This is a genomic window from Actinoplanes sp. OR16, from assembly GCF_004001265.1.
Lineage (GTDB): Bacteria > Actinomycetota > Actinomycetes > Mycobacteriales > Micromonosporaceae > Actinoplanes.
This window is the reverse complement of record NZ_AP019371.1, coordinates 458,681-479,641: the sequence shown is the minus strand read 5'-3', so window position 1 is coordinate 479,641 and position 20,961 is coordinate 458,681. Positions and strand designations below refer to the sequence as shown.

Sequence of the window (20,961 nt, the reverse complement as noted above, 5' to 3'; positions counted from 1 at the left end):
ACTCCACACTCCTCTCCAGGCGACGGTTATTTGTTATACGGCAAGCAAAAATAGGCCGGACAGGCCCGTGGGCCCGTCCGGCATCACTGGCTTGCCTCAGGCGAAGGACTTCTCGAAGTGGATGAGGCTCCCGGAACGCGCACTCGACTGCATCCGCACGTTCTCGCCGAGCGCCCTGATCAGGAAGAGACCACGTCCCCGCTCGCTCGACGCGGCAGGGGACTCCTCGCTCGCCGCGGCCGGGTCGAAACCCGAACCCTCGTCGACCACGTCGATCGAACAGCGGTCCTGGCCGACGTCGAGGCGAACCTCGAAGTTCTCCGCGCCGGTCGCGTGCTTGACCACGTTGGCGCACGCCTCGGTGAGCGCGATCTCCAGATCGGTGCCGGCTTGACGATCCACTCGCAGGATCGTCAACGCGCAGCGCAACAATCGGCGCACCGCAGGGACGCTGTCCACCTCTCGCGGCAGATTGAGCCGGACCGACATACGCATGCGGTTTCTGTGCCCGATCAGCGCGGTCGCTAATCGTGGGCCTCGAACGTGATCCCCGATTCGTGTTATCCATGGTCCCGGCATCCGTCTCCCATCATGACGACGCGCGTATGCCCAAGGAGGGCGGATCCATGGCTCCACAACCCGGCATCGCGACGGTGATCGCCGCCCGCGCGGGTGACCCGGCCGCGGTCGACAGGCTCGTGGCCGGTTACCTGCCGCTGGTCTACACCATCGTGGGCCGGGCCCTGGAGGGCCACGCCGACGTCGACGACGTGGTGCAGGAAGTCATGATCCGGGTGCTGCGCAATCTCGGTGAGCTGCGTGAGCCGGAGTCGTTCCGGTCCTGGCTGGTGGCGATCACGGTCCGCCAGGTGCGCGAGCGGTTCCGGGGCCGGCACCACGCGCCGGACGAGCTCCTCGACGCCGACCTGCGCGATCCGGGCGCCGACTTCACCGATCTGGCGATCACCCGGCTGGAGCTCTCCGGTCAGCGCCGGGAGACCGCCGAGGCGACCCGCTGGCTCGACGAGGAGAACCGGGAACTCCTCTCGCTCTGGTGGCTGGAGGCGTCCGGCGAACTCACCCGCGACGAGATCGTGGAGGCCACCGGGGTCGGCCGGCAGCACGTCGCGGTCCGCATCCAGCGGATGAAGCTCCAGCTCGAGACGGCTCGCGCGGTCGTGCGCGCCCTGCACCGCTCACCCCGCTGCCCCGATCTGGAGGCGGTCCTGACCGGCTGGGACGGCCGCCCGGGCGCGCTCTGGCGTAAGCGGATCGCGCGGCACACCCGGGAATGCCGATCCTGCGGTTTCGCCTGGCACGATCTGATCGCCGCCGAGCGGCTCCTGGCGGGCATGGCCCTGGTGCCTCTGCCGCCGGCTTTCCTGCAGACCCTTCCCGGTACGGGCGTGAGCGTCACCACCGCATCGAAAGCCGTCCCGGCGAATCTCGCGGCGAAGGCGACCGGCGCGGTGGCGCAGAAGGCGCTGATCGGTGCGCTGGCAGTCGGGGCCGTCGCCGGCGGTGGCGCCTACGCCGTGTCGACCCGCGCACCGGAGCCGCCCCCGGCAGCCGTCGCGGCGGTCACCTCGTCCTCGCCGGCCGCGCCGTCATCCCCGTACCCCTCGGCCTCTCCGTCGGAGTCAGTGAAACCGTCGCCGTCGCGCTCCGCATCCCGCAAGCCGGCCGTCGTCACCGCCACCGCCGCGGCATCCTCCGACAAGAAGGGCGCCGCGGTCTGGAAGTTCACCGGGGCGAAGGCGGCGATCAAGGACGTCGGCGCGTCCTGGTACTACGACTGGGCGCCGAACGACGACGAGGTGCCCGGACCGGCCGGCGTCGAGTTCGTGCCGATGATCTGGGGCGCCGCGAACGTCACCGACGCCACCCTGAAGCAGGCGAAGGCCGAGGGCGACGACTGGCTGCTCGGTTTCAACGAGCCCGACCTCGCCGAACAGTCGAACATGTCGGTCGAGGCCGCGCTGGACGCGTGGCCCTCGCTCGAGGCGACCGGCATGAAGCTGGTGAGCCCGGCCGTGGCGTTCGGCGGTGACACCGCCGGCGGCTGGCTCGATCGTTTCATGGCCGGAGCCGCTTCCCGTGATCTCCGGGTCGACGCGATCGCCCTGCACTGGTACGGCTCGGACTTCAGCAAGGCCTCGGTGAACCAGTTCCTCGGCTACGTCGACGCCGTCCACGAGCGGTATGGCAAACCGATCTGGATCACCGAGTTCGGCCTGATCAATTTCGGTGGTTCACCGAAATATCCGAGCGACGCCCAGAAGGTCACCTTCATCAAGGGCGCCACCGCCGGCCTGGAGAAGCGGGCGTTCGTCCAGCGGTATGCCTGGTTCGGCCTGCCCGCGGTCGGCGACAGCGTCGACTTCGGCCTCTACAAAGATGGGAAGACCCCCACCGAGGCCGGCAAAGCCTACCGCTCAGCGGGATAGTGTTCTTTCATGATTCGGTTCGGGTACAAGGCGTCGGCCGAGCAGTTCGCACCGGCTGAGCTGCTCAAATACGGGATTCTCGCGGAGGAGCTGGGGTTCGACTCGGTCTTCGTCAGCGACCACCTCCAGCCGTGGCGGCACGACGGCGGCCATGCTCCGGCAGCGTTGCCGTGGCTTGGCGCACTTGCCGCACGTACCGAGAAGGTCTTGATCGGAACCAGCGTCCTGACGCCCACCTTCCGCTACCACCCCGCCGTGGTCGCGCAGGCCTTCGCCACGCTGGGCTGCCTCGCGCCGGGACGCGCCATCCTCGGCGTCGGCTCCGGCGAATCCCTCAACGAGGTGCTGCTCGGCACCGAGTGGCCGGACGGCAAGGAGCGCTTCGCCCGGCTCAAAGAGGCGGTCCTGCTGATCCAGAAACTCTGGTCCGAGGACCGGGTCACCTATGAGGGGCAGTTCTACAAGACGTCGAACGCCACCATCTACGACAAACCGTCGACACCCGTCCCGATCTACATCGGCGCCTCCGGCCCGGCCGCCACCCGCCTCGCCGGCCGCATCGCCGACGGCTTCATCACGACCAGCGGCAAAGGCCACGGCCTCTACACCGACACGCTGCTCCCGGCCGTCGCCGAGGGCGCCACGAAAGCCGGCCGCGTCGTCGACGACCTGGATCTGCTGATCGAGGTGAAGGTCTCCTTCGACGACGACGTGGACCGCGCCCGCAACGACACCCACTACTGGGGCGCCCTGGCCCTCTCCCCGGAGGAGAAGACCGGCGTCGAGGACCCAGTCGAGATGCAGCGCCTCGCCGACGCCCTCCCGGTCGAGCGGACCGCCACCCGCTGGATCGTCTCCTCCGACCCGGACGAGCATGCCGCGAAGGTCACGGAATACCTGGACATGGGCTTCAAGCACCTGGTCTTCCACGCGCCGGGACCGGACCAGGAACGTTTCCTGCGCCTCTACTCCCAGGAGATCCTCCCGCGCCTGCGCAACCGTTCCTAGCGGTCGCACAGGGCTGCCTGGCAGCGGTCGTTCACCGGCGCGGCGCAGGCGTACCCGCCGCTGGTAGGCGGCCGGCGCCTCCCACCGGGCGGTGCCGCTCGGTCGTGTTGTTCGGCGGTGCCGCTCGGTCGTGTTGTTCGGCGGTGCCGCTCGGTCGTGTTGATCGGCGGTGCCGCTCGACCGTGTTGATCGGCGGTGCCGCTCGACCGTCCTGCCCGGTCGTGTTGCTCGGTCGTGCTCGGTCGTGTTGATCGGTCGTGCCCGGTCGTCCCGCGCGTTGCTCGGTCGCGTTGCTCGGCGGCGCCGTCCGCCTGCCACCGCCCGGCCGAGCCGACCACGCACTATGTCGGCGGCCCTCTTCCTGCGATCTTGATCGATTTACTACCGGATCCGGTAGTAAATCGATCAAGATCCACTGAGGGCCGCGGCGACGGCAGATCTTGGAGTGGCGGATGAGCGCTGCTTGAGGGTGTACGGATGTACGGATGAGCGCTGGGTGTTGCGGCGGCCGGCACGGTGACAGCAGATCTTGGAGTGGCGGACGCGCTGCTCGAGGTGTGGCGGTGGCTGGTGCGGCGGTGGTGGAGCGCCGCGGATAGCGGATCTTGGAGTGTCGCTGGTGGGTGGCGTGGCGACGCCTGTGCGACGACGATGGATCTCGGCCTGGCGCTGGCGGGTGGTGCCTGAGGGCCTGCGCCACAGCGGTGGATCTTGGAGTGGCGCGGGTGGTGTGTGAGGGCCTGCGCCACAACGGTGGATCTTGGAGTGGTGCGGGTGATGTGTGAGGACCCGCGCGACGACGGTGGATCTTGGAGGGTTAGACCGAGCGCAAGTGGTTGTTGCGTCGGGGGGAAGGGCTGGTCGCTTCGCCGTTGATGACTCGCAGGTTGGGGCGTGTCGGGCTGGTCTCACCGGAGGATCGGTCGCGCCAGCGGCGGCGGGTTACGGCGTCGGCGGGGTCGAGTTGGGGCTTCGCGCTGCCGTTGACCGCGAACGGTGTCTCGCTGCGGCCGGCGCCGGTGGTGTGCCGTCGATCTGTCGAGTGGGCGCGTTCGGTGTGACGGCGGTCGGTGAAGCCGGCGCCTGCGCGGCGCCGCTCGACGAAGCCGGGGGTGCCGGGTCGGTTCAGGTGGGTGCCCGGGGTGTTGAGCTGGGCTGCGGAGGCGGCGCGGTGCTGGTTCGGGGCGGGCCAGTTCGCGGCCGACCGGAGCGGCTCGTTCGCAGCGGCGGAACCGGCTCCGGGGTGGCCGCCGAGACGAGCGCCGGCTGCGGAACCGGCCGCCGGGAAGCGGCCACCGCGAGCACCAGCACCAGCACGGGGATCGGCACCGGCACGGGGACTGGCACCAGCACCAGCACGGGGATCGGCACCGGCACGGGGACCAGCACCGGCACCGGCACGGCGACCGGCACCGGCACCAGCACGGGGGCCGGCACCGCGGAAGCCGGCGGCGAGAGGACCCGCGGCGAGAGGACCAGCGGTGAGAGGACCAGCGGTGAGAGGGCCAGCGGTGAGAGGGCCAGCGGTGAGAGGGCCAGCGGCGAGAGGGCCAACGGTGAGAGGGTGCGGCCCGCTGGGCGCGGGTGAGGCCGCGGCCCGCACTCGCCCGGTCATCACGACGATGCTGTCCGGGGCGGTTTCCCGCGCGGCCCGGCGTTCGGCGAACCACTCACCGACCAGAGCGGTGATCAGCGGAAGCAGCGGCGCCCCCGGTCCGCCGGGTGAGGCGACCTCGGCGCCGTGCAGGCCGGCCCGAACGGTCCGGGCGGCGAGGAGGGGGTCGATCTCGGGGCCGTCGCCGCGTACCGGGTCGAGGCCCGCCACCTGGGGGAGGCCGAGCCGGCCGGCGTCGGCGCGGTGGAAGGCGCGCACGCCGTGGCCAGGGTCGGTGGGTCGGCAGCCGAAGAGGACGCGGAGGAACCAGAGCACGATCAGGTCGGTGAGGGCCGGGCGGCGGGACAGGTAGCGGGAGCCGTGCACCACGTCGGCGCCCGATCGCAGGGCGTCGAGGAGGCGGGGGATGCCGGCCGGGTCGCTGGCGGCGGGCAGCGAGACGACGACGTCACCGGTGGCGGCTTCGACGCCGCAGGCCAGGGCGTTGCCGGCGCCGGCGCGGGTCGGGCGGATCGCTCGAATCCCGGCGATGGCGGGAAGGGACGAATCCACCACGATGACCTCGTGGACCGGCGGCAGCCCGGCGAGCAGGGCGGGCAGCTTCACGGGGTCGTGACCCAGGATCACCACGCTTACGGACGGTGACGAAGGTGAGACTGGCATGGTGCGGCGGCTCCCGGCTCGGCTGCGGTGCAGAGCCGAAGCTACCTGGCGGCACCGATGTGGCAACCGGGCCTAACGGTTGAGAGTCTTCACCGAAGCGGACCGTCCCGGACCTTGATCGTCACTCTCCGTACAGAGGCGGTAGGGTTGCCGTTGTGAATGACATCAAGGCGGTCGTCTTCGACCTGGACGGCGTGATCATCGACACCGAAGAGGTCTGGGAGGAGGTCCGGCGCGGCTATGTGGCCGAGTTCGGGCGCGAGTTCCTGCCGGACAGCCAGGACCGGATGATGGGGATGAGCACCGGCGAGTGGTCGGCCCACCTGGCCGACGAGGTGGGTGTTCCGCGGACCGCCGAGCAGGTGGCCGCCGACGTCCTCGGCCGGATGGCGGAGCGCTACAAGGAGGCGCTGCCGCTGATCCCCGGCTCGGTCGAGGTGGTGCGGGATCTTCAGAAGGCCTACCGTCTCGCTCTGGCCAGCTCGTCCGCGCGCCTCCTGATCGACCAGGTGCTGGAGACCGCCGGGATCACCGACGCGTTCGAGGTGACGCTCTCCACCGAGGAGGTGCCGCGCGGCAAGCCGGCCCCCGACGTCTACCTCACGGCGGTGCGCAAGCTCGGTCTCACGCCGGACGAGTGCGCCGCGATCGAGGATTCCAGCAACGGCCTCCGGTCGGCCGCGGCAGCCGGTCTCACCGTGATCGCGGTGCCGCACGGTGTCTACCCGCCGGCCGCCGACGCGCTCGCCGCGGCCCGGGTGGCGGTGGGCCGGATCGGCGAGATCACACCGGAGATGATCGCCACGCTGTGAGTTTCGTGTGAAAAATCTTCGATACGGGAATGCACGGGTCCGACCGATGGAGGTGGGCCCGTGCAACTGGCCGCAGAAGGTCTTCGACTCGATGTGGACATCGTCGATTACCTGATTCTCGCTATCTACTTCGTCACGGTGCTCGGGGTCGGATTCGCCGCCCGCCGTGCGATCAAGAGCAGCGCCGACTTCTTCCTCTCCGGGCGGTCGATGCCCGCCTGGGTCACCGGTCTGGCCTTCGTCTCGGCCAACCTGGGCGCCCTGGAAATCATCGGCATGGCAGCGAACGGCGCCGAGTACGGCCTGATGACGCTGCATTACTACTGGGTCGGCGCGGTGCCGGCCATGGTGTTCCTCGGCATCGTGATGATGCCCTTCTACTACGGCTCGAAGGTCCGCAGCGTCCCCGAATTCCTGCGGCGCCGCTTCAACAGGCCGACCCACCTCTTCAACGCGGTCAGCTTCGCCGTGGCGCAGATGCTGATCGCCGGCGTCAACCTGTACGCCCTCGCGCTCATCCTGCAGGCCCTGCTCGGCTGGCCGCTCTGGCTGTCGATCGTCATCGGCGCGGCCATCGTGCTGATCTACATCACGCTCGGCGGTCTCTCCTCGGCGATCTACAACGAGGTCCTGCAGTTCTTCGTGATCCTGGCCGGTCTCATCCCGCTCACCATCGTCGGCCTGGTGAAGGTCGGCGGCTGGAACGGTCTCGTCGAGAAGGTGCAGACCAGCCCGCTCGGCCAGGCGGGCCTGAACACCTGGTCGGACACGGGCGGAACCGGCAACCCGCTCGGCGCCAACTGGATCGGCATCATCTTCGGTCTCGGCTTCGTGCTCTCCTTCGGCTACTGGACGACGAACTTCGCCGAGGTGCAGCGGGCGCTCAGCGCCAAGGACATGAACGCGGCCCGCCGTACGCCGATCATCGGCGCGTTCCCGAAGCTGCTCATCCCGGTGGTCACCGTCGTGCCCGGCCTGATCGCCCTGGTCACCGTCCAGGGGCTCGGCGCCGATCAGGGCGACCTGGTCTACAACAACGCGATCCCGCTGCTCATGCGCGACCTGCTGCCGAACGGCGTGCTCGGCGTGGCGGTGACCGGTCTGGTGGCCTCGTTCATGGCCGGCATGGCGGCGAACGTGAGCGGCTTCAACACGGTCTTCACGTACGACATCTGGCAGACGTACATCAGGAAGGACCGGGACGACGCCCACTACATCCGGGTGGGCCGGATCGCCACGATCGGCGGCATCGTCGTCGGTATCGGCACGGCGTTCATCGCGGCCGGTTTCTCCAATATTATGAACTATATTCAAGCTTTGTTCTCTTTATTCAATGCGCCCCTTTTTGCCACGTTCATCGTCGGCATGTTCTGGAAGCGGATGTCGGCCTGGGCCGGTTTCTGGTCGCTGGTTCTCGGAACCCTCGCCTCGCTGACGCTCTACCTCGGCCACCTGGCCGACGTCTTCAAGTTCAACTCCGACCTGGAGGAGAGCTTCTGGGGCGCCGGCGCCGCCTTCGTGACGGCCGTGATCGTCGCGCTCGTGGTCTCCAAGTTCACGCCGCCGAAGCCCGAGGGTGACCTGCGCGGCCTGGTCTACGGCATGGGCGGCGACGCCACCTCGGCGGAGACGATCGTCGCCGGCGACAAGGTGTGGTGGCGCAACCCGGTCGTGCTCGGCGGGATCGCCGTGCTGCTCGCCGTCCTTCTGTACATCCCCGTCTGGTAGGAGCCGAGATGAAACTATTCGACGTGCGCAGCGTCATCGGGTGGCTGTTCGTCGTCTACGGCGTCATCGTCACGGCGCTCGGCATCTTCGACAGCCCGGCCGAGATCGAGAAGGCCGAGGGCGTCCGGATCAACCTCTGGATGGGTCTCGCCATGCTCGCCCTCGGCTTCGGGATGCTGCTCTGGCTGCGGCTGAATCCGCCCAAACCACTCCCCGAAGAGTCAGACCGACAGGACTGATTGTCAGGTGAGTGCGCCCGGGTTGCGGTCTCGTTGCACAGGGTCCTCATACCTTCAAGACAGGTACCTGTGCACCCGATAACCCGGGCATGAACGCCCTCACCGCTCTCAGCGGCCTCTCCGTCGGAGGCCGCCGCGACCCCGGCTGGCAGGTCCAGCTCCGCGTCGACTACGTCGTCAACCAGGTCATGCTGACCCACCGCGGTCAGCCCGAGGACACCGTCAAGCAGGCCATCCAGGACGGGCTCCGGGTCTACGGCGTGGTGCCCAACAAGCGCCAGATCAGCAAGTACGCGCAGACCATCTCGGCGCTGCCGCAGTTACCCCCGGCCCGGTAGCCGTCATCGGGAAGGGAAGCGAAGGATCCTGTCGTCCCCGTCACGCTCGTCGCCGCGGCCGTCGGTGTTCGATGTGGTCAGCCACAGCGAACCGTCGGGGGCCACGGCGACAGTACGCAACCGCCCGTAGTCACCGGTGAGCTCGGCCTCGGTCGAGCCACCGCCGAGCGGGACCGTCCACAGCCTCTCCCCGCGCAGCGCCGCCACGTAGAGCGTGTCCCCGGCGACCGCCGCGCCGCTCGGTGACGCCTCGTCGGTGGTCCACTGGACGATCGGGTCGGTGAAACGGGTGCCCCCGCCCTTGCCCTCGACCTCCGGCCAGCCGTAGTTCTTCCCCTTCTCGATGAGGTTGACCTCGTCGTACGTGTTCTGCCCGAACTCGATCCCGTACATCCGGCCCTGGTCGTCCCAGGCCAGGCCCTGAACGTTCCGGTGACCCAGCGTCCAGACCGGCGACCCCTCCTCCGGGTTGCCGGGCGCCGGGTCGCCGTCCGCCGTGAGCCGCAGGATCTTGCCGCTCGGGTCGTCCGGATCCTGCGAGCGGGACTCCTCGCTGGCGTCGCCGGTGCCCACGTAGAGCATGCCGTCCGGCCCGAACGCGATCCTGCCGCCGTTGTGCCGGGATCCCTTCGTGATGCCGTCGAAGATCACCTCCGGTCGCGCGGAGCCGGTCGTGAATCGCACGATCCGGTTGTCGTCGGCGCCCGTGTAGTAGGCGTAGATCCAGTCGTCCTTCAGCGCCAGCCCGAGCAGCCCGCCCTCGCCGCCCGCGTCCACGCCCGGCACGGTGTAGATCTCGCGCGGCTCGCCGCCCGGCTCGATCTCCAGGATCCGCCCGCTGTCCCGCTCGGACACCAGCGCCGTCCCGTCCTCCCGGAACGCCAGTCCCCAGGGCACCCCGACGCCGGTCGCCACCGTCTCCGGGCTGGATAGATCCGGATTCGGGCGGGCGGCAGCGGGGCTCGGTCCGGCGCTTGCCGCTGATGCCGCCGGCACCGGCTGCACCTCCCGGGGAGCCGGCTCCGGGGACGACGAGCAGGCGGTCATCACGGCCGCGCCCGCAGCGGCGAGTGTCAGTCGGATCGCAGTCATCACCCCACGGTGCCACGACCAGCGAACCGGCGACGATGCGCAATATGCTAAAAGTGGTACTTTGCCCGATTAGTTCGGAGACAGGTCTTGCGAGCGGGAATCAAAGGATCACGACGGTCGGTCACGGCCGCGATCATCACCCTCACAACCTTTCTTTCGTACGCCGGCAGCCCCGCTCTTGCCGACGCCACCCTCGGAGTGCCGCCCGTGGCCCGATACACGTCCGGCACGACCATCACCTGGGAGCCCTGTCCCGAGGACGCCGCCGCCCAGTGCGGAACCATGCGTGTGCCCGCCGACTGGACCAAGCCGTACGGCCCGTCGATCGAGCTGACCCTGGCCCGCCGCCCGGCCGGCGACCGGTCCCAGCGGATCGGCGTCCTCATGGTCAACCCGGGCGGACCCGGCGCCTCGGCGGTGAACCAGGCCCTCGACACCGAATACTTCGGCAGCGACGTGGAACGGCGCTTCGACATCGTCGGCATCGACCCGCGCGGCGTCGGCCGGAGTTCCCCGATTCTCTGCGCCCAGGACGTGGTGGACGCGAAACCGTCCCCGCTCGCCGTGAACGAGACCGAGTTCGGCGCGCTCACGACGTACAACCGGCGGCTCGCCGCGGACTGCGCGTCCCGCAGCGGGCCGGTGTTCCATCAGGCCGGCACCGGCAACGTGGTCCGCGACATGGACGCGGTGCGGATCGCCCTGGGGGAAGAGAAGATCAGCTTCTACGGTGCCTCGTACGGGTCACTGATCGGCCAGATGTACGCCGAGCGCTACCCGGCCCGGCTGCGGGCCCTGGTGCTGGACAGCGTCATGGACCACAGCGCCGACGTCGAGGCGTTCCTCGGCCGGACCGCCGAGTCCGCGCAGGACGCGTTCGACCAGTTCGTCGCCTGGTGCGCCCGGGACACCCAGTGCGCGCTGCGCGGCCGGGACATCCGGGCGATCTGGAAGAGGCTCGTCGAGCAGGCCCGGGCCGGAAAGCTGCAGGACCCCTACGATCCGCCGTCCAAGCTCGGCCTCTGGGAGCTGATCACGGCGGCGTTCAGCGCGTTCTACGACCCGCAGTGGTACTCGTTCGCCTTCTATCTGAAAGCCGCGTACGAGCCGGGTCCCGCCGCCCGGCGCGCCCTGCCGGACCTCGACCTCACCCCGCACAGCTTCCCGGCCGTGATGTGCCGGGACTGGGCGCTGCCGGTCGGCGGCTGGTCCGGGTACCGCGCCCTGCTCGACGGCATGGCCGGGAAAGCCCCGCAGATGCTCGCCTCACCGCTCGCGCTCACCGCGGTGTCCGGCTGCGCCGGCTGGCCCGATCCGGTCACCGACCCGCAACGGCCGAACCCGAGGGCGGCCGGGCCGGTGCTCGTCGTGAACGCGCGGCACGACCCGGCGACCGCGTACGCCTGGGCGAAGAGCGTGACCCGGCAGCTGGGCCCGGAAGCGCGGCTGCTGACGTACGACGGTTGGGGTCATGTCGCCTATGGGCACAGCGACTGCGTCTCCGGGGCGGTCGACGAGTACCTGATCGGGCTGACGCTGCCGGCGGACGGTAAGACCTGCCCGCCGGTCCCGCCGGTTCCGTACGGAGTCGGCTGATCCTCGTCCCTGCGGTTGTGCCCCGCCGAGATCCCCGGTAGGCAGGGAATCGACAACCGACACTGTCCTGACTGGAGGGCCGATGCGGTTCCTGCCCGCGCTCACAGCGCTTTCCTTGACCACCCTGGGCGTCGCGGTCGCGGCGTCACCGGCATCGGCGGGCGGTGCTCCCGCTCCGGGCCCGACCGCGACCGGGTACGGCGGCGCGGTCGCCACCGTCGACGCCACCGCCACAGCGGTCGGCCTCGACGTGCTGCGGCACGGTGGCAACGCGGTGGACGCCGCGATCGCCGCCGCGGCCACTCTCGGCGTGACCGAGCCGTTCTCGGCCGGGATCGGGGGCGGCGGCTTCTTCGTCTACTACGACGCGAAGCGGCGCAGCGTCTCCACGATCGACGGGCGGGAGACCGGGCCCGCGACGATGACCGAGAAGCACTTCATCGATCCGGTGGACGGATTGCCGTACGACTTCGCCGAAGCGCGGGTCAGCGGCCTCTCGGTCGGCGCGCCCGGCACGCTCGCCACCTGGGAGACCGCCGCCCGCAAGTGGGGGACACGGTCCCTGGCGGCCGGTCTGAGGCCCGCCGCCACGGTCGCCGAGCGCGGTTTCCCGGTCGACGCGACGTTCCGCCAGCAGGTCGCCGACAACGCCGCCGCGTTCGGCCAGTTCGACTCCACCCGGGAGATCTACCTGCCCGGTGGCGCCCCGCCCGCGGTCGGCACCACGCTGCGGAACCCGGACCTGGCCGCGACCTACCGCCTGATCGCCCGCAAGGGAACCGATGTGTTCTACCGGGGCGCGATCGCCGATGATCTCGTGGAGACGGTCCAGCATCCGCCGGTGTCGGCCGATCCGGCGGGCGTCTGGGCGTACCCCATCAGGCCCGGAACCCTCACCAAGGGTGACCTGGCCCGCTACAGCCTGCGTTTCCCCTCGCCGACCAAGTCCGATTTCCGGGATCTGACGATCTACGGCATGAACACGCCGTCGTCGGGCGGTATCGCCGTCAGCGAAGCCCTCAACATCATCGAGAAGGGTCTGCCGGCCTCGGCCACCACGATCGACAAGCTGCACTACTACCTGGAGGCGTCGGCGCTCTCCTTCGCCGACCGCAACCGGTACGTCGGCGCGGACACCCCGCGGCAGACCGTCCAGAAGCTGATCTCCGACCGGTGGGCGGCCCAGCGGGCCTGCCGGATCGACCCCGGCAAGGCGCTGGTGAAGCCGGTGCCGCCCGGTGACATCACCGCCGCGGGCTGCACGCCGGCGACCGTCGGCGGACCCACCGAACAGGGTCAGAGCACCACGAACCTCACCGTCGCCGACCGCTGGGGCAACATCGTCGAGTACACCTTCACGATCGAGCAGACCGGCGGCAACGCGATGGTCGTGCCCGGCCGTGGCTTCCTGCTCAACAACGAGCTGACCGACTTCAACTTCGCCCCCACTCAGGGCAGCGCCGCCGACCCGAACCTGCCCGGCCCCGGCAAGCGCCCGCGCAGCTCGATGTCCCCGACGATCGTGCTGAAGGACGGCACGCCGTTCCTCGCCCTCGGCTCGCCCGGCGGCGCCACCATCATCACCACAGTGCTCCAGATCCTGCTCAACCGGGTCGAACTCGGCATGAGCCTGCCCGCGGCGATGGCCGCGCCCCGCGCCTCCCAGCGCAACTCGGCCGGCATCCAGGCCGAACCCGCTTTCCGTACGCGGTACGGCCCCGCCCTGACCGCGCTCGGCCACACCTTCGGCCCTGATGTGGCCGAGCTCGGAGCCGCCACCGCCATCGAGTTCACCCGAGGCGGAGGTCTCATCGCCGCCGCCGAACCGTCCCGCCGAGGCGGAGGAACAGCGGCGGTCGTCCGTCCGCGTCGCTGACCTGAGCGAGGATTCCGGACTCGAAGCCCACGGCGCCTCTCCGCATGCGCCGTGGGCTTTCGCGTTGGGGAATGTCGTACCCGTCGATTAGTATGTATGTACGAAAGAGGGGGCCTGAGCTGCTGATCTTCGGCGTTCTGCACGTGCCGGTCAGCGCTAGTGAGGAGACCGACGTGACCATGTCAACGCTCTCGACCAACCCTGTGCCCGTGATCCCTCCCTATGCGACGATGCTCGGCTTCACGCGGTACGTCTCCCGTACCGGCCCGGCCAAGGCCACGTTCGTCGGCGGTCTGCGCAAGCAGCGGGAGCGCCGGTCCGGGTTCAACCCGCACGGCCAGCTGGTGAAGGCGCTGAAGGCCGACATCGCGTTCCGCACCGGCGGCAGCTATCTCGACGGCGTCGTCGGGCTGGTGAAAGACCGGTGGAAGCCGCTCTATTCGACTCTGCGTGGCGGCGCCCGGGCCTACCTCGCCTCCCTCGGCGACCCGGAGCTGGTCAACCTGGCGCAGACCCGGGACGCGATCGCCACCGTCGGCCCGCTCGCCGTGAAGATCAACCCGCATTTCGGCCTGCGCTACGACGACGGCCGCCGCGAGGCCGTCCGGCTGCACTTCGACGAGGAGCCGCCGGCCGCCGAGGCGGTGACCGCGATGCTGCACCTGATGGCCCGCCACATGGACCAGATCCTGCCCAACGCCGAGCCGGTCCTGGTCGACGTCCGCCGCGGCGTCACCCACCGGCTCGATGCGGCGTCCCAGCCGGCCTACGTCGAGAGCTGGCTGGCCGGCGAGGCGGCCGCCTTCACCGCGATGTGGTCGGCGACCGCCGCGCCGGCCGCCGCCTGACCCTCCCCACCAGGGCGCCCCCGACGTGCACTGCCCGTCACGCCGGGGGCGCCCGCCTCCCCTGCGCACCCGCCTCCCCTGCGCACCCGCCTCCCCCGCGCACCCGCCTTCCCGCGCACCCGCCGCTGCATCCGGTCGTCGATCGCCGCGCTCCCGGCCGTGGGTTGTTGTGCCTCTCACGGCGTGAGCGGTGCGACGACTCCGGACCGGGGTCGGTTAGGCTGCGCGCGTGAGTCTTTCGCTCGATCTCGGCAACCTCGGCCCGCCGCGCTCCTGACCGGAGCGCCCGCCCGCACCGTCCGCGCATCAGCCGGCCGGTGATTCTCTGCTGCGCTCCGGTGCCTGCCGTCACCGACTCACTTCTTTTCCTCCGGAGCGCACCGTGTCTTTCTCTCCTACTGCCGGCGCACGCCTGGCACTTCTGCAACTGTCCGCCGCCGGCATCCTCTGGGGCACCGCCGGCGTCGTCGTCCAGGTGGTCGCCGAGGGCACCGGCCTCGGCGCTGTGGCGATCGGCTTCTACCGGCTGCTGTTCGCGGCAATGGTCATGCTGCTTCTCGGGTTCCCGGCGCGGCGGCGGATCGTCGCGGCCTTCCGCAGCGCGCCTGTGGTGATCACGCTGGCCGGGGCCGGCCTGGCCGCCTATCAGGCGCTGTACTTCGTGGCGGTACGGCTCGGTGGCGTCAGCATCGCGACGGTGGTCAGCCTCGGTATCGCGCCGGTGCTGCTCAGCGCGTGGGAGACGGTCCGTACCCGGCAGCGTCCCGGCGCCGCCACTCTTGCCGCCTCCTCCGCCGCGATCATCGGACTGGTGCTGATCGCCGGCGCCACGGCCGGCCCCGGTGAGGCGGCGGCCGGGCTGGGGCTGCTCGCCGCGGTCGGGTCGGGGATCGTGTACGCCGCCTCCACCGCCCTGAGCCGCCACACCACGCAGGGTGTCGAGCCGCTGATCCTCACCACGCTGTCCTGTGCGATCGGCACCCTGACCCTGCTGCCGATCGCCGCGGTCGAGGGCTTGACCTTCACGCCGGAGTGGGAGCCGGTGGCGCTGCTCGTCTACGCCGGCGCGATCACGACGGCCCTGGCGTACGCCCTCTTCTACACCGGCCTGCGCCACACGACCGGCAGCGTCGCGGTGGTCGTCACCCTGCTGGAACCGCTGACGGCGGCCCTGCTGGCGGTCGTCCTGATCGACGAGCCGCTGGGCGCCGCCACGATCGCCGGCGGTGCGCTGCTGCTGGGGGCGGTGGCGACCCTGTACGTCGGCGCCGACACCGAGGCCGACGCCGACGCAGAGGCCGAGGCCGACGCCGAGGCGGGGACAGTCCGAACGGCTGATCTGACATAACCCGAATCGGCGTGATTTTTCTGGTATCCGCGTGGTTCCCGCTCAGCAGCTCGCCGGTTGCGACGATGCTTCCTGGTGCAAGCGCAGATCAGGCAGAACTTCGGGGGGCGTTCGGCCATGAAGAACTTCGGTCAGGTAGCGGTAGCGGCGACGGCGGGCATCTGCTGCACGGTCTGCAGCCCGGCAGCACAGGCTGCTCAGGCGGCACCCGGCGCCTCGACAAAGGTCGCCGTGACGACGATGGCGGCAGCAAAGGCCGCTGAGGCACAGCTCCCGAGTCTGGTGGCCTACGTCCGCAAGGGCGACGTCTACACCAGCAAGGGCGCCTCGGAGAAGCGTCTGACCAGCACCGGCGCCGCAGCCCGCCCGCGCTGGTCGCCGAACGGCCGGCAGATCGCCTTCCTGAACAAGGGTCAGCTCTGGACCATGAACGCGGACGGTTCGAACCAGAAGCGCCTCACCACCCGCCCGGCGGCCGGCCCGTCCTGGTCGCCGGACGGCAAGTGGATCGCGTTCTCGTCGCTGTCCTGCACCGGTGGACCGGGGGTCTTCAAGATTCCGGCGACCGGTGGGAAGAAGGAAGCGGTCATGTTCCCGCGCGACTGCAAGGCCGAGACCCTGCCGGCCGAGGCGGAGGCCGCGAAGAGCGTCGCGAGGGAACTGAGCACCGACGACGCGGTCGCCTGGTCCCCGGACGGCAAGCAGCTCGCCTTCCGCGGTGGTGACTGTGAGTCGATCTACGACGCGTGCCTGAGCCTCGGCGACGTGACGACCGGCGGTGAGAAGACGGTCGCGGCGTACGGCGGCGGCGGCGTACAGAACAAGGGTTTCGCCGTGGTCCCGAGCTGGCGGTCGGACGGCGCGAAGCTGGCGTTCACCGCGTTCCAGGAGGGTGAGACGGCGGACGAGAACAAGCCGGTGCACCTGGTGGAGTACGACGCGATCACCGGCGCCACCCGCACGATCGGGAACGCGATGGACCGCGAGCTCGACTACGTGGACGCCGGCCGGGCCGTGCTCACCAGCGAGAAGGCCGGGACCGCGTGGGTGACGGTGGTCGGGCTGGCGAACGGCGTGCGCACCCCGTTCAAGTCGGGTTCGCAGCCGAGCGTGCAGCCGCTGGTGCGGTGACGACGAACTACCATGGGGCCGCCATGACTGAGACTGACATGCGGCCCATCCGCACCTTCCACCCTCGCCGCGGGCGGATGAGCGCACGCCACCACGACGCCTACTCCGCCCTCTGGCCGGCTCTCGGGTTCACCGTCGTCGACGGCGACCGGAGCGATCTCGATCTGACGGAGCTGTTCGGCAACGGTGCTCCGGTCGTACTGGAAATCGGCTTCGGCATGGGCGACGCGACAGCGGAGATGGCCGCGCAGGACCCGAAGAGGAACTATCTCGCCGTCGAGGTGCACACGCCCGGCATCGGCAATCTGCTGGCGCTCGCCGGTGAGCGGAACCTGACGAATCTCCGGATCGCTCACGGCGACGCCATGCAGCTGGTGCACCGCATCGCGCCGGGTTCGCTCGATGCCGTGCACGTCTACTTCCCGGATCCGTGGCCGAAGGCGCGACACCACAAGCGCCGCCTGATCCAGCCGTCGAACGTCGCCCTGCTGCGTGATCGCCTGCGGCCGGGCGGCGTGCTGCACTGCGCCACCGACTGGCCGGACTACGCGGAGGCGATGGCCGGGACGCTCGACGCCGATCCGGGGCTGAGCCTCCTCCCGGAGGCGAAGAACCCGCGGCCCACGACCAAGTTCGAGAGGCGCGGGTCCGAGGCCGGTCGCCCTATCAGCGATTTCTTGTACGCCCGGTCCTTGTAAGCCCGGTCCTTGTAAGCCCAGTCCTTGTAAGCCCAGTCCTTGTAAGCCCGGTCCTTGTAAGCCCGGCTCTTGCACATCCAGTCCTTGCACGTCCGGAGCTGAGCATATTTTGCCCCTTTTACCCCCATAAGGCCTCTACGCTGGAGGCCGGAGGTCAGCCATGCGGCGAGATGACGCCGGCATCGACGCCGGGCGGTCCGACGGGACCGGTGCGGCGGAAGCCGCGACACTCGCGCACCCGGTTGCGCCTCACGGGGGGTCAGCCGCCGACGGGCACCGCTCGCCGGCGGCTGCCGACACCCCGCCGAGAAAGCGCGGCTCGTTGCGGGACGTGCTCGCCGAGGCGGCAGCGGCCGGACCGTCCCTGCATCGCGGCGTGCTCACCTCCGGCTCGGCCGATCAACTCGCCGCCCTGGTGGCCCGTGCCGCCGGGGCGCCCAGCGCCTGCATCCAGTTCGTCGAGGACTCCCGCCTGCGTCTCTACGGCAGCTGGGGGGTCGCCGCCGACTGGGAGGTGGTCGCCGAGAGCAGCCTGGACACCTCGCTCGGCGGCATCGTGGTCGGCGCCGGCGCCACCCTGATCGTCGAGGACGCCCAGCACGACACCCGCATCCCGGACGGCCTGCTCCGCCGCACCGGCGGCGCCTACCTCGGCTGTCCCGTGCACGACCGGACCGGCGCGGTCCTCGGCGTCTGCTACGCGTACGACCACAGCCCCCGCCCGTGGACACCCGGGCAGATCGCCGCGGTCTCCGAGGCCGCCGAGGTGGCGACGCTGCTGATCGGCGAGCAGATCGCCCGGTACGAGCTGGAGCAGCAGCACCGGTTCCTGGACGCCGTGCTGGACAGCCTGCACGACGGTGTGGTGGCCTGCGACGCGACCGGGCGGATCGCGTTCGTCAACGAGCGGATGCGGCTCTGGGGCGACACCGTCTTCGGCACCGAGACCACCGCCGGCCTCACCGACACCACCGGAACCCCGCTGACCCGCGACGACCTGGGCCTGGTCCGGGCGCTGCGCGGCGAGGTGATCCGGGACGAGCCACTGGCGCTGCACGGGCGCAGCCGGCGTACCCACTACTACGTCATGGACGCCCAGCCGATCCACGGCGTCGACGGCCGGGTGCTCGGCGCGGTCCAGGCGGTGCAGGACGTCACCCGGCAGCGCCGTGCCGAGAAGTTCCGCAGCTGCGAACTGGCCGTCACCACGGCCCTCGCCGAGGCGCCGAGCATCGAGGCGGCCGGCCCCCGCGTGCTGGAGGCGATCGTCGGCGCCCTCGACTGGGTGCACGCCGAGCTGTGGCTGGTCGAGGAGGGGACGGTACGAGCCGCCGCCCGGTGGAGTGCCCCCGGCTGGCCCGCCGAGATCCCGGTGCCGGAGCGCCTCGCGTACGGTCAAGGCCTCGCCGGGCGCGCCTGGCAGGTCGACAAGCCGCTCTGGATCCGGGACGTCGGCCGCCCGCAGAGCCTGATCTCCCCGGATACCTCGGCCGACCGCCTGCACACCGCGCTCGCCATCCCGGTCCACGACGGCGCCGGCCCGATCGGCGTGCTCACCGTCTTCGCCGACGCCGTCGAGGACCCGGAGGACGAACTCCTCGCCCTGATGTCCGGTATCGCCGCCCACCTGGGCCAGTTCGTCGAACGCCGCCGGGTCGAGGACCTGCAGCTGCAGCTCACCCGGAGCAAGAACGAGTACCTGGCCCTGATCGGCCACGAGCTGCGCACCCCGCTCACGTCGATCAGCGCGTACACCGAGCTGCTCCGCGAAGCCGACGAGGCCACCCTGGTCCGGGACGGCCCCCGGCTGATCAAGGTGGTCGAACGGAACACCCTCCAGCTCCGGGAGATCATCAACGAGCTGCTGGAACTGTCCGCCCTCGACGCCGGGCACGCCGACGTCCGGCGCACCCCGATCGACCTGGCCGCCGTGGTCCGCGACGTCGTCGACCGCACCCGCCTCGCCATCGACGGCGAACCCGTCGTCATCGACACCGACCTGCCCGCCGAGCTGATCGTCCCGTGCGACAAGGACCGCATGCGGCACATCGTGCAGAACCTGCTCGGCATGGCGGTCCGCTACAGCCCGGACGGCGGCCACGTCTCGGTCGCCCTGCGCAGCACCGGCCGCGCCGCCGAGCTCTCCGTCTCGGACGCCGCCGGCGACATCCCCCGCGCCGAACGCGAGGAGATCTTCACCGGCCACTACCGCACGAGCCGCGTCAACGAACGCGCCATCCCGGGCAGTGGCCTGGGCCTGACCCTTTCGCGAGCCGTGGTCGAGAAACACCAGGGCAGCGTCGAACTGACCGGCGGCGACTCGGGCACGACAGTCCTGATCCGCCTCCCGCTGGAGGTCCGTTAGCGGCCTGCGAGACCTCCGCGCAGCCGGACGTGGAGGCGGCGGCGCCCGAGGGAGCGCCGCCGTCGGAGGGGAAGAGCCGGATTACTCGTCGCGGCTCTGTTCGGCCAGGAAGCGCTCCAGTTCGGCGCCCAGTTCCTCGGCGGTGGGCAGCGGCGTGTCGGTGTCGGCGAGCAGGTTGCCCTGGCGGCCCCGGACGAAGGCGTCGTACTGCGCTTCGAGGGAGGTGACGAGGCGGCCGGCCTGTTCGTCGTCGGCGATCTGCTTGTCGACCTCTTCGCGGACCAGGGCGGCCGACTCGCGCAGGCCGCCGGTGGGCAGGGCCAGGCCGGTGCTCGCCGACACCGAGTCGAGCAGGAGCTCGGCGGCGGCCGGGTAGCCGGTCTGTGCCAGGTAGTGCGGGACGTGGGCGGCGTAGCCGAGCGCGTCGTGCCCGCTCCGGCCGAGGCGGAACTCGAGGAGGTTGCCGACGCTGGCCGGCACCTGGACGCGTTGCAGCCACGACTCGTGGTCACCGAGCAGCTTCTTGTCGGTGGCGTGCGCGGTGACGCCGACCGGACGGGTGTGCGGCACGGCCATCGGGATCGCGTTGAGGCCGACGGTCACCCGCACGCCCAAGGTCTCGATCAATTCGGTGATCGCCGCGATGAAGCGCTCCCACTGCAGGTCCGGCTCGGGGCCGGCGAGGAGCAGGAACCGCGTGCCGAGCTGGTCGGTGACGAGGTGCAGGGCGAGGACCGGCTCCTCGTAACTCTCGAAGTGGTCGGCCACGAAGATCATCGGAGGGCGGCGCGAACGGTAGTCCAGGAGCTGGTCCAGGTCGAAGGTCGCGACGACCTCGCTCTCCAGGTTCTCCAGCATGTGGTCCCGGGTCAACTGGATCGCACTGCCGGCATCGACGAATCCGGTGAGCGCCTGGATGAGCACCGGGCTGTCCAGGACCGGCAGCTCACCGGTCACCTCGTAGAGCCCGTGTGGGTCGAGCACGCTGCGGTCCTCCTCGCGAGTGGGTGCTGATGGCAACACCGGAAGAGGCTCACGCATTCCGGCACCACGCATTGTTACCCAACGCACAGCGGTAGGGGGTGCGCGGACCACGCACAATGAGGTGCCGACCCCCATCGGAGGAACTGTGAGTCAAGTTCTCGAGAACACCGCGC

The 20,961-nt window shown here is 70.4% G+C and carries 18 protein-coding genes; 14 read left to right on the top strand and 4 right to left on the bottom strand.

Translation table 11 applies throughout. The features are described 5' to 3' along the window. Positions 1 to 96: 96 nt before the first annotated feature. Positions 97 to 489 carry an ATP-binding protein gene (locus EP757_RS02180; RefSeq protein ID WP_127554043.1) on the bottom strand — a complete coding sequence of 131 codons (393 nt, stop codon included), beginning with the start codon at positions 487 to 489 and terminating at the stop codon, positions 97 to 99. Between the two features lie 137 nt (positions 490 to 626). Here EP757_RS02180 and EP757_RS02175 point away from each other — a divergent pair, with 137 nt between their 5' ends. The 3 genes from EP757_RS02175 (at position 627) to EP757_RS42705 (ending at position 4,142) form a co-directional block, all read left to right on the top strand. Then, the gene (locus EP757_RS02175; protein WP_127542535.1) at positions 627 to 2,447 is read left to right on the top strand and encodes a sigma-70 family RNA polymerase sigma factor; all 1,821 of its coding nucleotides are present in this window, start codon (positions 627 to 629) and stop codon (positions 2,445 to 2,447) included. Positions 2,448 to 2,456: 9 nt separating this feature from the next. Continuing rightward, a complete protein-coding gene (gene fgd / locus EP757_RS02170) occupies positions 2,457 to 3,455 on the top strand; it encodes a glucose-6-phosphate dehydrogenase (coenzyme-F420) (protein ID WP_127542534.1) in 999 nt (332 codons plus the stop codon). 516 nt (positions 3,456 to 3,971) lie between these two features. Continuing rightward, positions 3,972 to 4,142, top strand: coding sequence for a hypothetical protein (locus EP757_RS42705; RefSeq protein WP_160165755.1), 171 nt, complete (start codon positions 3,972 to 3,974; stop codon positions 4,140 to 4,142). 130 nt (positions 4,143 to 4,272) lie between these two features. On the opposite strand, the gene EP757_RS42700 is transcribed toward EP757_RS42705, so the two are convergent. Next, positions 4,273 to 5,700, bottom strand: coding sequence for a hypothetical protein (locus EP757_RS42700; protein WP_160165754.1), 1,428 nt, complete (start codon positions 5,698 to 5,700; stop codon positions 4,273 to 4,275). Positions 5,701 to 5,888: 188 nt separating this feature from the next. Between EP757_RS42700 and EP757_RS02155 the strand changes: the two genes are divergently transcribed. The 4 genes from EP757_RS02155 (at position 5,889) to EP757_RS02140 (ending at position 8,850) form a co-directional block, all read left to right on the top strand. Then, positions 5,889 to 6,545, top strand: coding sequence for an HAD family phosphatase (locus EP757_RS02155; RefSeq protein WP_127542531.1), 657 nt, complete (start codon positions 5,889 to 5,891; stop codon positions 6,543 to 6,545). A 66-nt stretch (positions 6,546 to 6,611) separates the two neighbouring features. Next, entirely contained in the window at positions 6,612 to 8,273 is a 1,662-nt protein-coding gene (locus tag EP757_RS02150) for a sodium:solute symporter family protein (protein WP_127554042.1), read from the top strand. Positions 8,274 to 8,281: 8 nt separating this feature from the next. Beyond that, positions 8,282 to 8,512, top strand: coding sequence for a hypothetical protein (locus EP757_RS02145; RefSeq protein WP_127542530.1), 231 nt, complete (start codon positions 8,282 to 8,284; stop codon positions 8,510 to 8,512). Between the two features lie 89 nt (positions 8,513 to 8,601). Then, positions 8,602 to 8,850: a hypothetical protein gene (locus tag EP757_RS02140; RefSeq protein WP_127542529.1), complete on the top strand. Its 249-nt coding sequence runs from the start codon at positions 8,602 to 8,604 to the stop codon at positions 8,848 to 8,850. A 3-nt stretch (positions 8,851 to 8,853) separates the two neighbouring features. Here the strand turns inward: EP757_RS02140 and EP757_RS02135 are convergent, their stop codons facing one another. Further along, entirely contained in the window at positions 8,854 to 9,942 is a 1,089-nt protein-coding gene (locus EP757_RS02135) for a sorbosone dehydrogenase family protein (RefSeq protein ID WP_127542528.1), read from the bottom strand. Between the two features lie 207 nt (positions 9,943 to 10,149). Between EP757_RS02135 and EP757_RS02130 the strand changes: the two genes are divergently transcribed. The 7 genes from EP757_RS02130 (at position 10,150) to EP757_RS02100 (ending at position 19,804) form a co-directional block, all read left to right on the top strand. Then, positions 10,150 to 11,538, top strand: coding sequence for an alpha/beta hydrolase (locus tag EP757_RS02130; protein WP_232050323.1), 1,389 nt, complete (start codon positions 10,150 to 10,152; stop codon positions 11,536 to 11,538). 82 nt (positions 11,539 to 11,620) lie between these two features. Continuing rightward, on the top strand, positions 11,621 to 13,414 hold the full coding sequence (gene ggt, locus EP757_RS02125; RefSeq protein WP_127542527.1) for a gamma-glutamyltransferase: 1,794 nt from the start codon (positions 11,621 to 11,623) through the stop codon (positions 13,412 to 13,414). A 179-nt stretch (positions 13,415 to 13,593) separates the two neighbouring features. Further along, complete coding sequence (locus tag EP757_RS02120; RefSeq protein WP_127554040.1) at positions 13,594 to 14,262, top strand: hypothetical protein; 669 nt, start codon at positions 13,594 to 13,596, stop codon at positions 14,260 to 14,262. Positions 14,263 to 14,644: 382 nt separating this feature from the next. Then, a complete protein-coding gene (locus EP757_RS02115; RefSeq protein ID WP_232050322.1) occupies positions 14,645 to 15,610 on the top strand; it encodes a DMT family transporter in 966 nt (321 codons plus the stop codon). A gap of 117 nt (positions 15,611 to 15,727) precedes the next feature. Further along, complete coding sequence (locus EP757_RS02110) at positions 15,728 to 16,741, top strand: PD40 domain-containing protein (protein WP_127542525.1); 1,014 nt, start codon at positions 15,728 to 15,730, stop codon at positions 16,739 to 16,741. Positions 16,742 to 16,764: 23 nt separating this feature from the next. Beyond that, positions 16,765 to 17,439: a tRNA (guanosine(46)-N7)-methyltransferase TrmB gene (gene trmB, locus EP757_RS02105; RefSeq protein ID WP_127542524.1), complete on the top strand. Its 675-nt coding sequence runs from the start codon at positions 16,765 to 16,767 to the stop codon at positions 17,437 to 17,439. A gap of 160 nt (positions 17,440 to 17,599) precedes the next feature. After that, positions 17,600 to 19,804, top strand: coding sequence for an ATP-binding protein (locus EP757_RS02100; protein ID WP_127542523.1), 2,205 nt, complete (start codon positions 17,600 to 17,602; stop codon positions 19,802 to 19,804). 81 nt (positions 19,805 to 19,885) lie between these two features. Here the strand turns inward: EP757_RS02100 and EP757_RS02095 are convergent, their stop codons facing one another. Then, positions 19,886 to 20,788 (bottom strand): proteasome assembly chaperone family protein, encoded by a 903-nt coding sequence (locus tag EP757_RS02095; RefSeq protein ID WP_127542522.1) that lies wholly within the window; start codon positions 20,786 to 20,788, stop codon positions 19,886 to 19,888. Between the last annotated feature and the right edge of the window lie 173 nt (positions 20,789 to 20,961).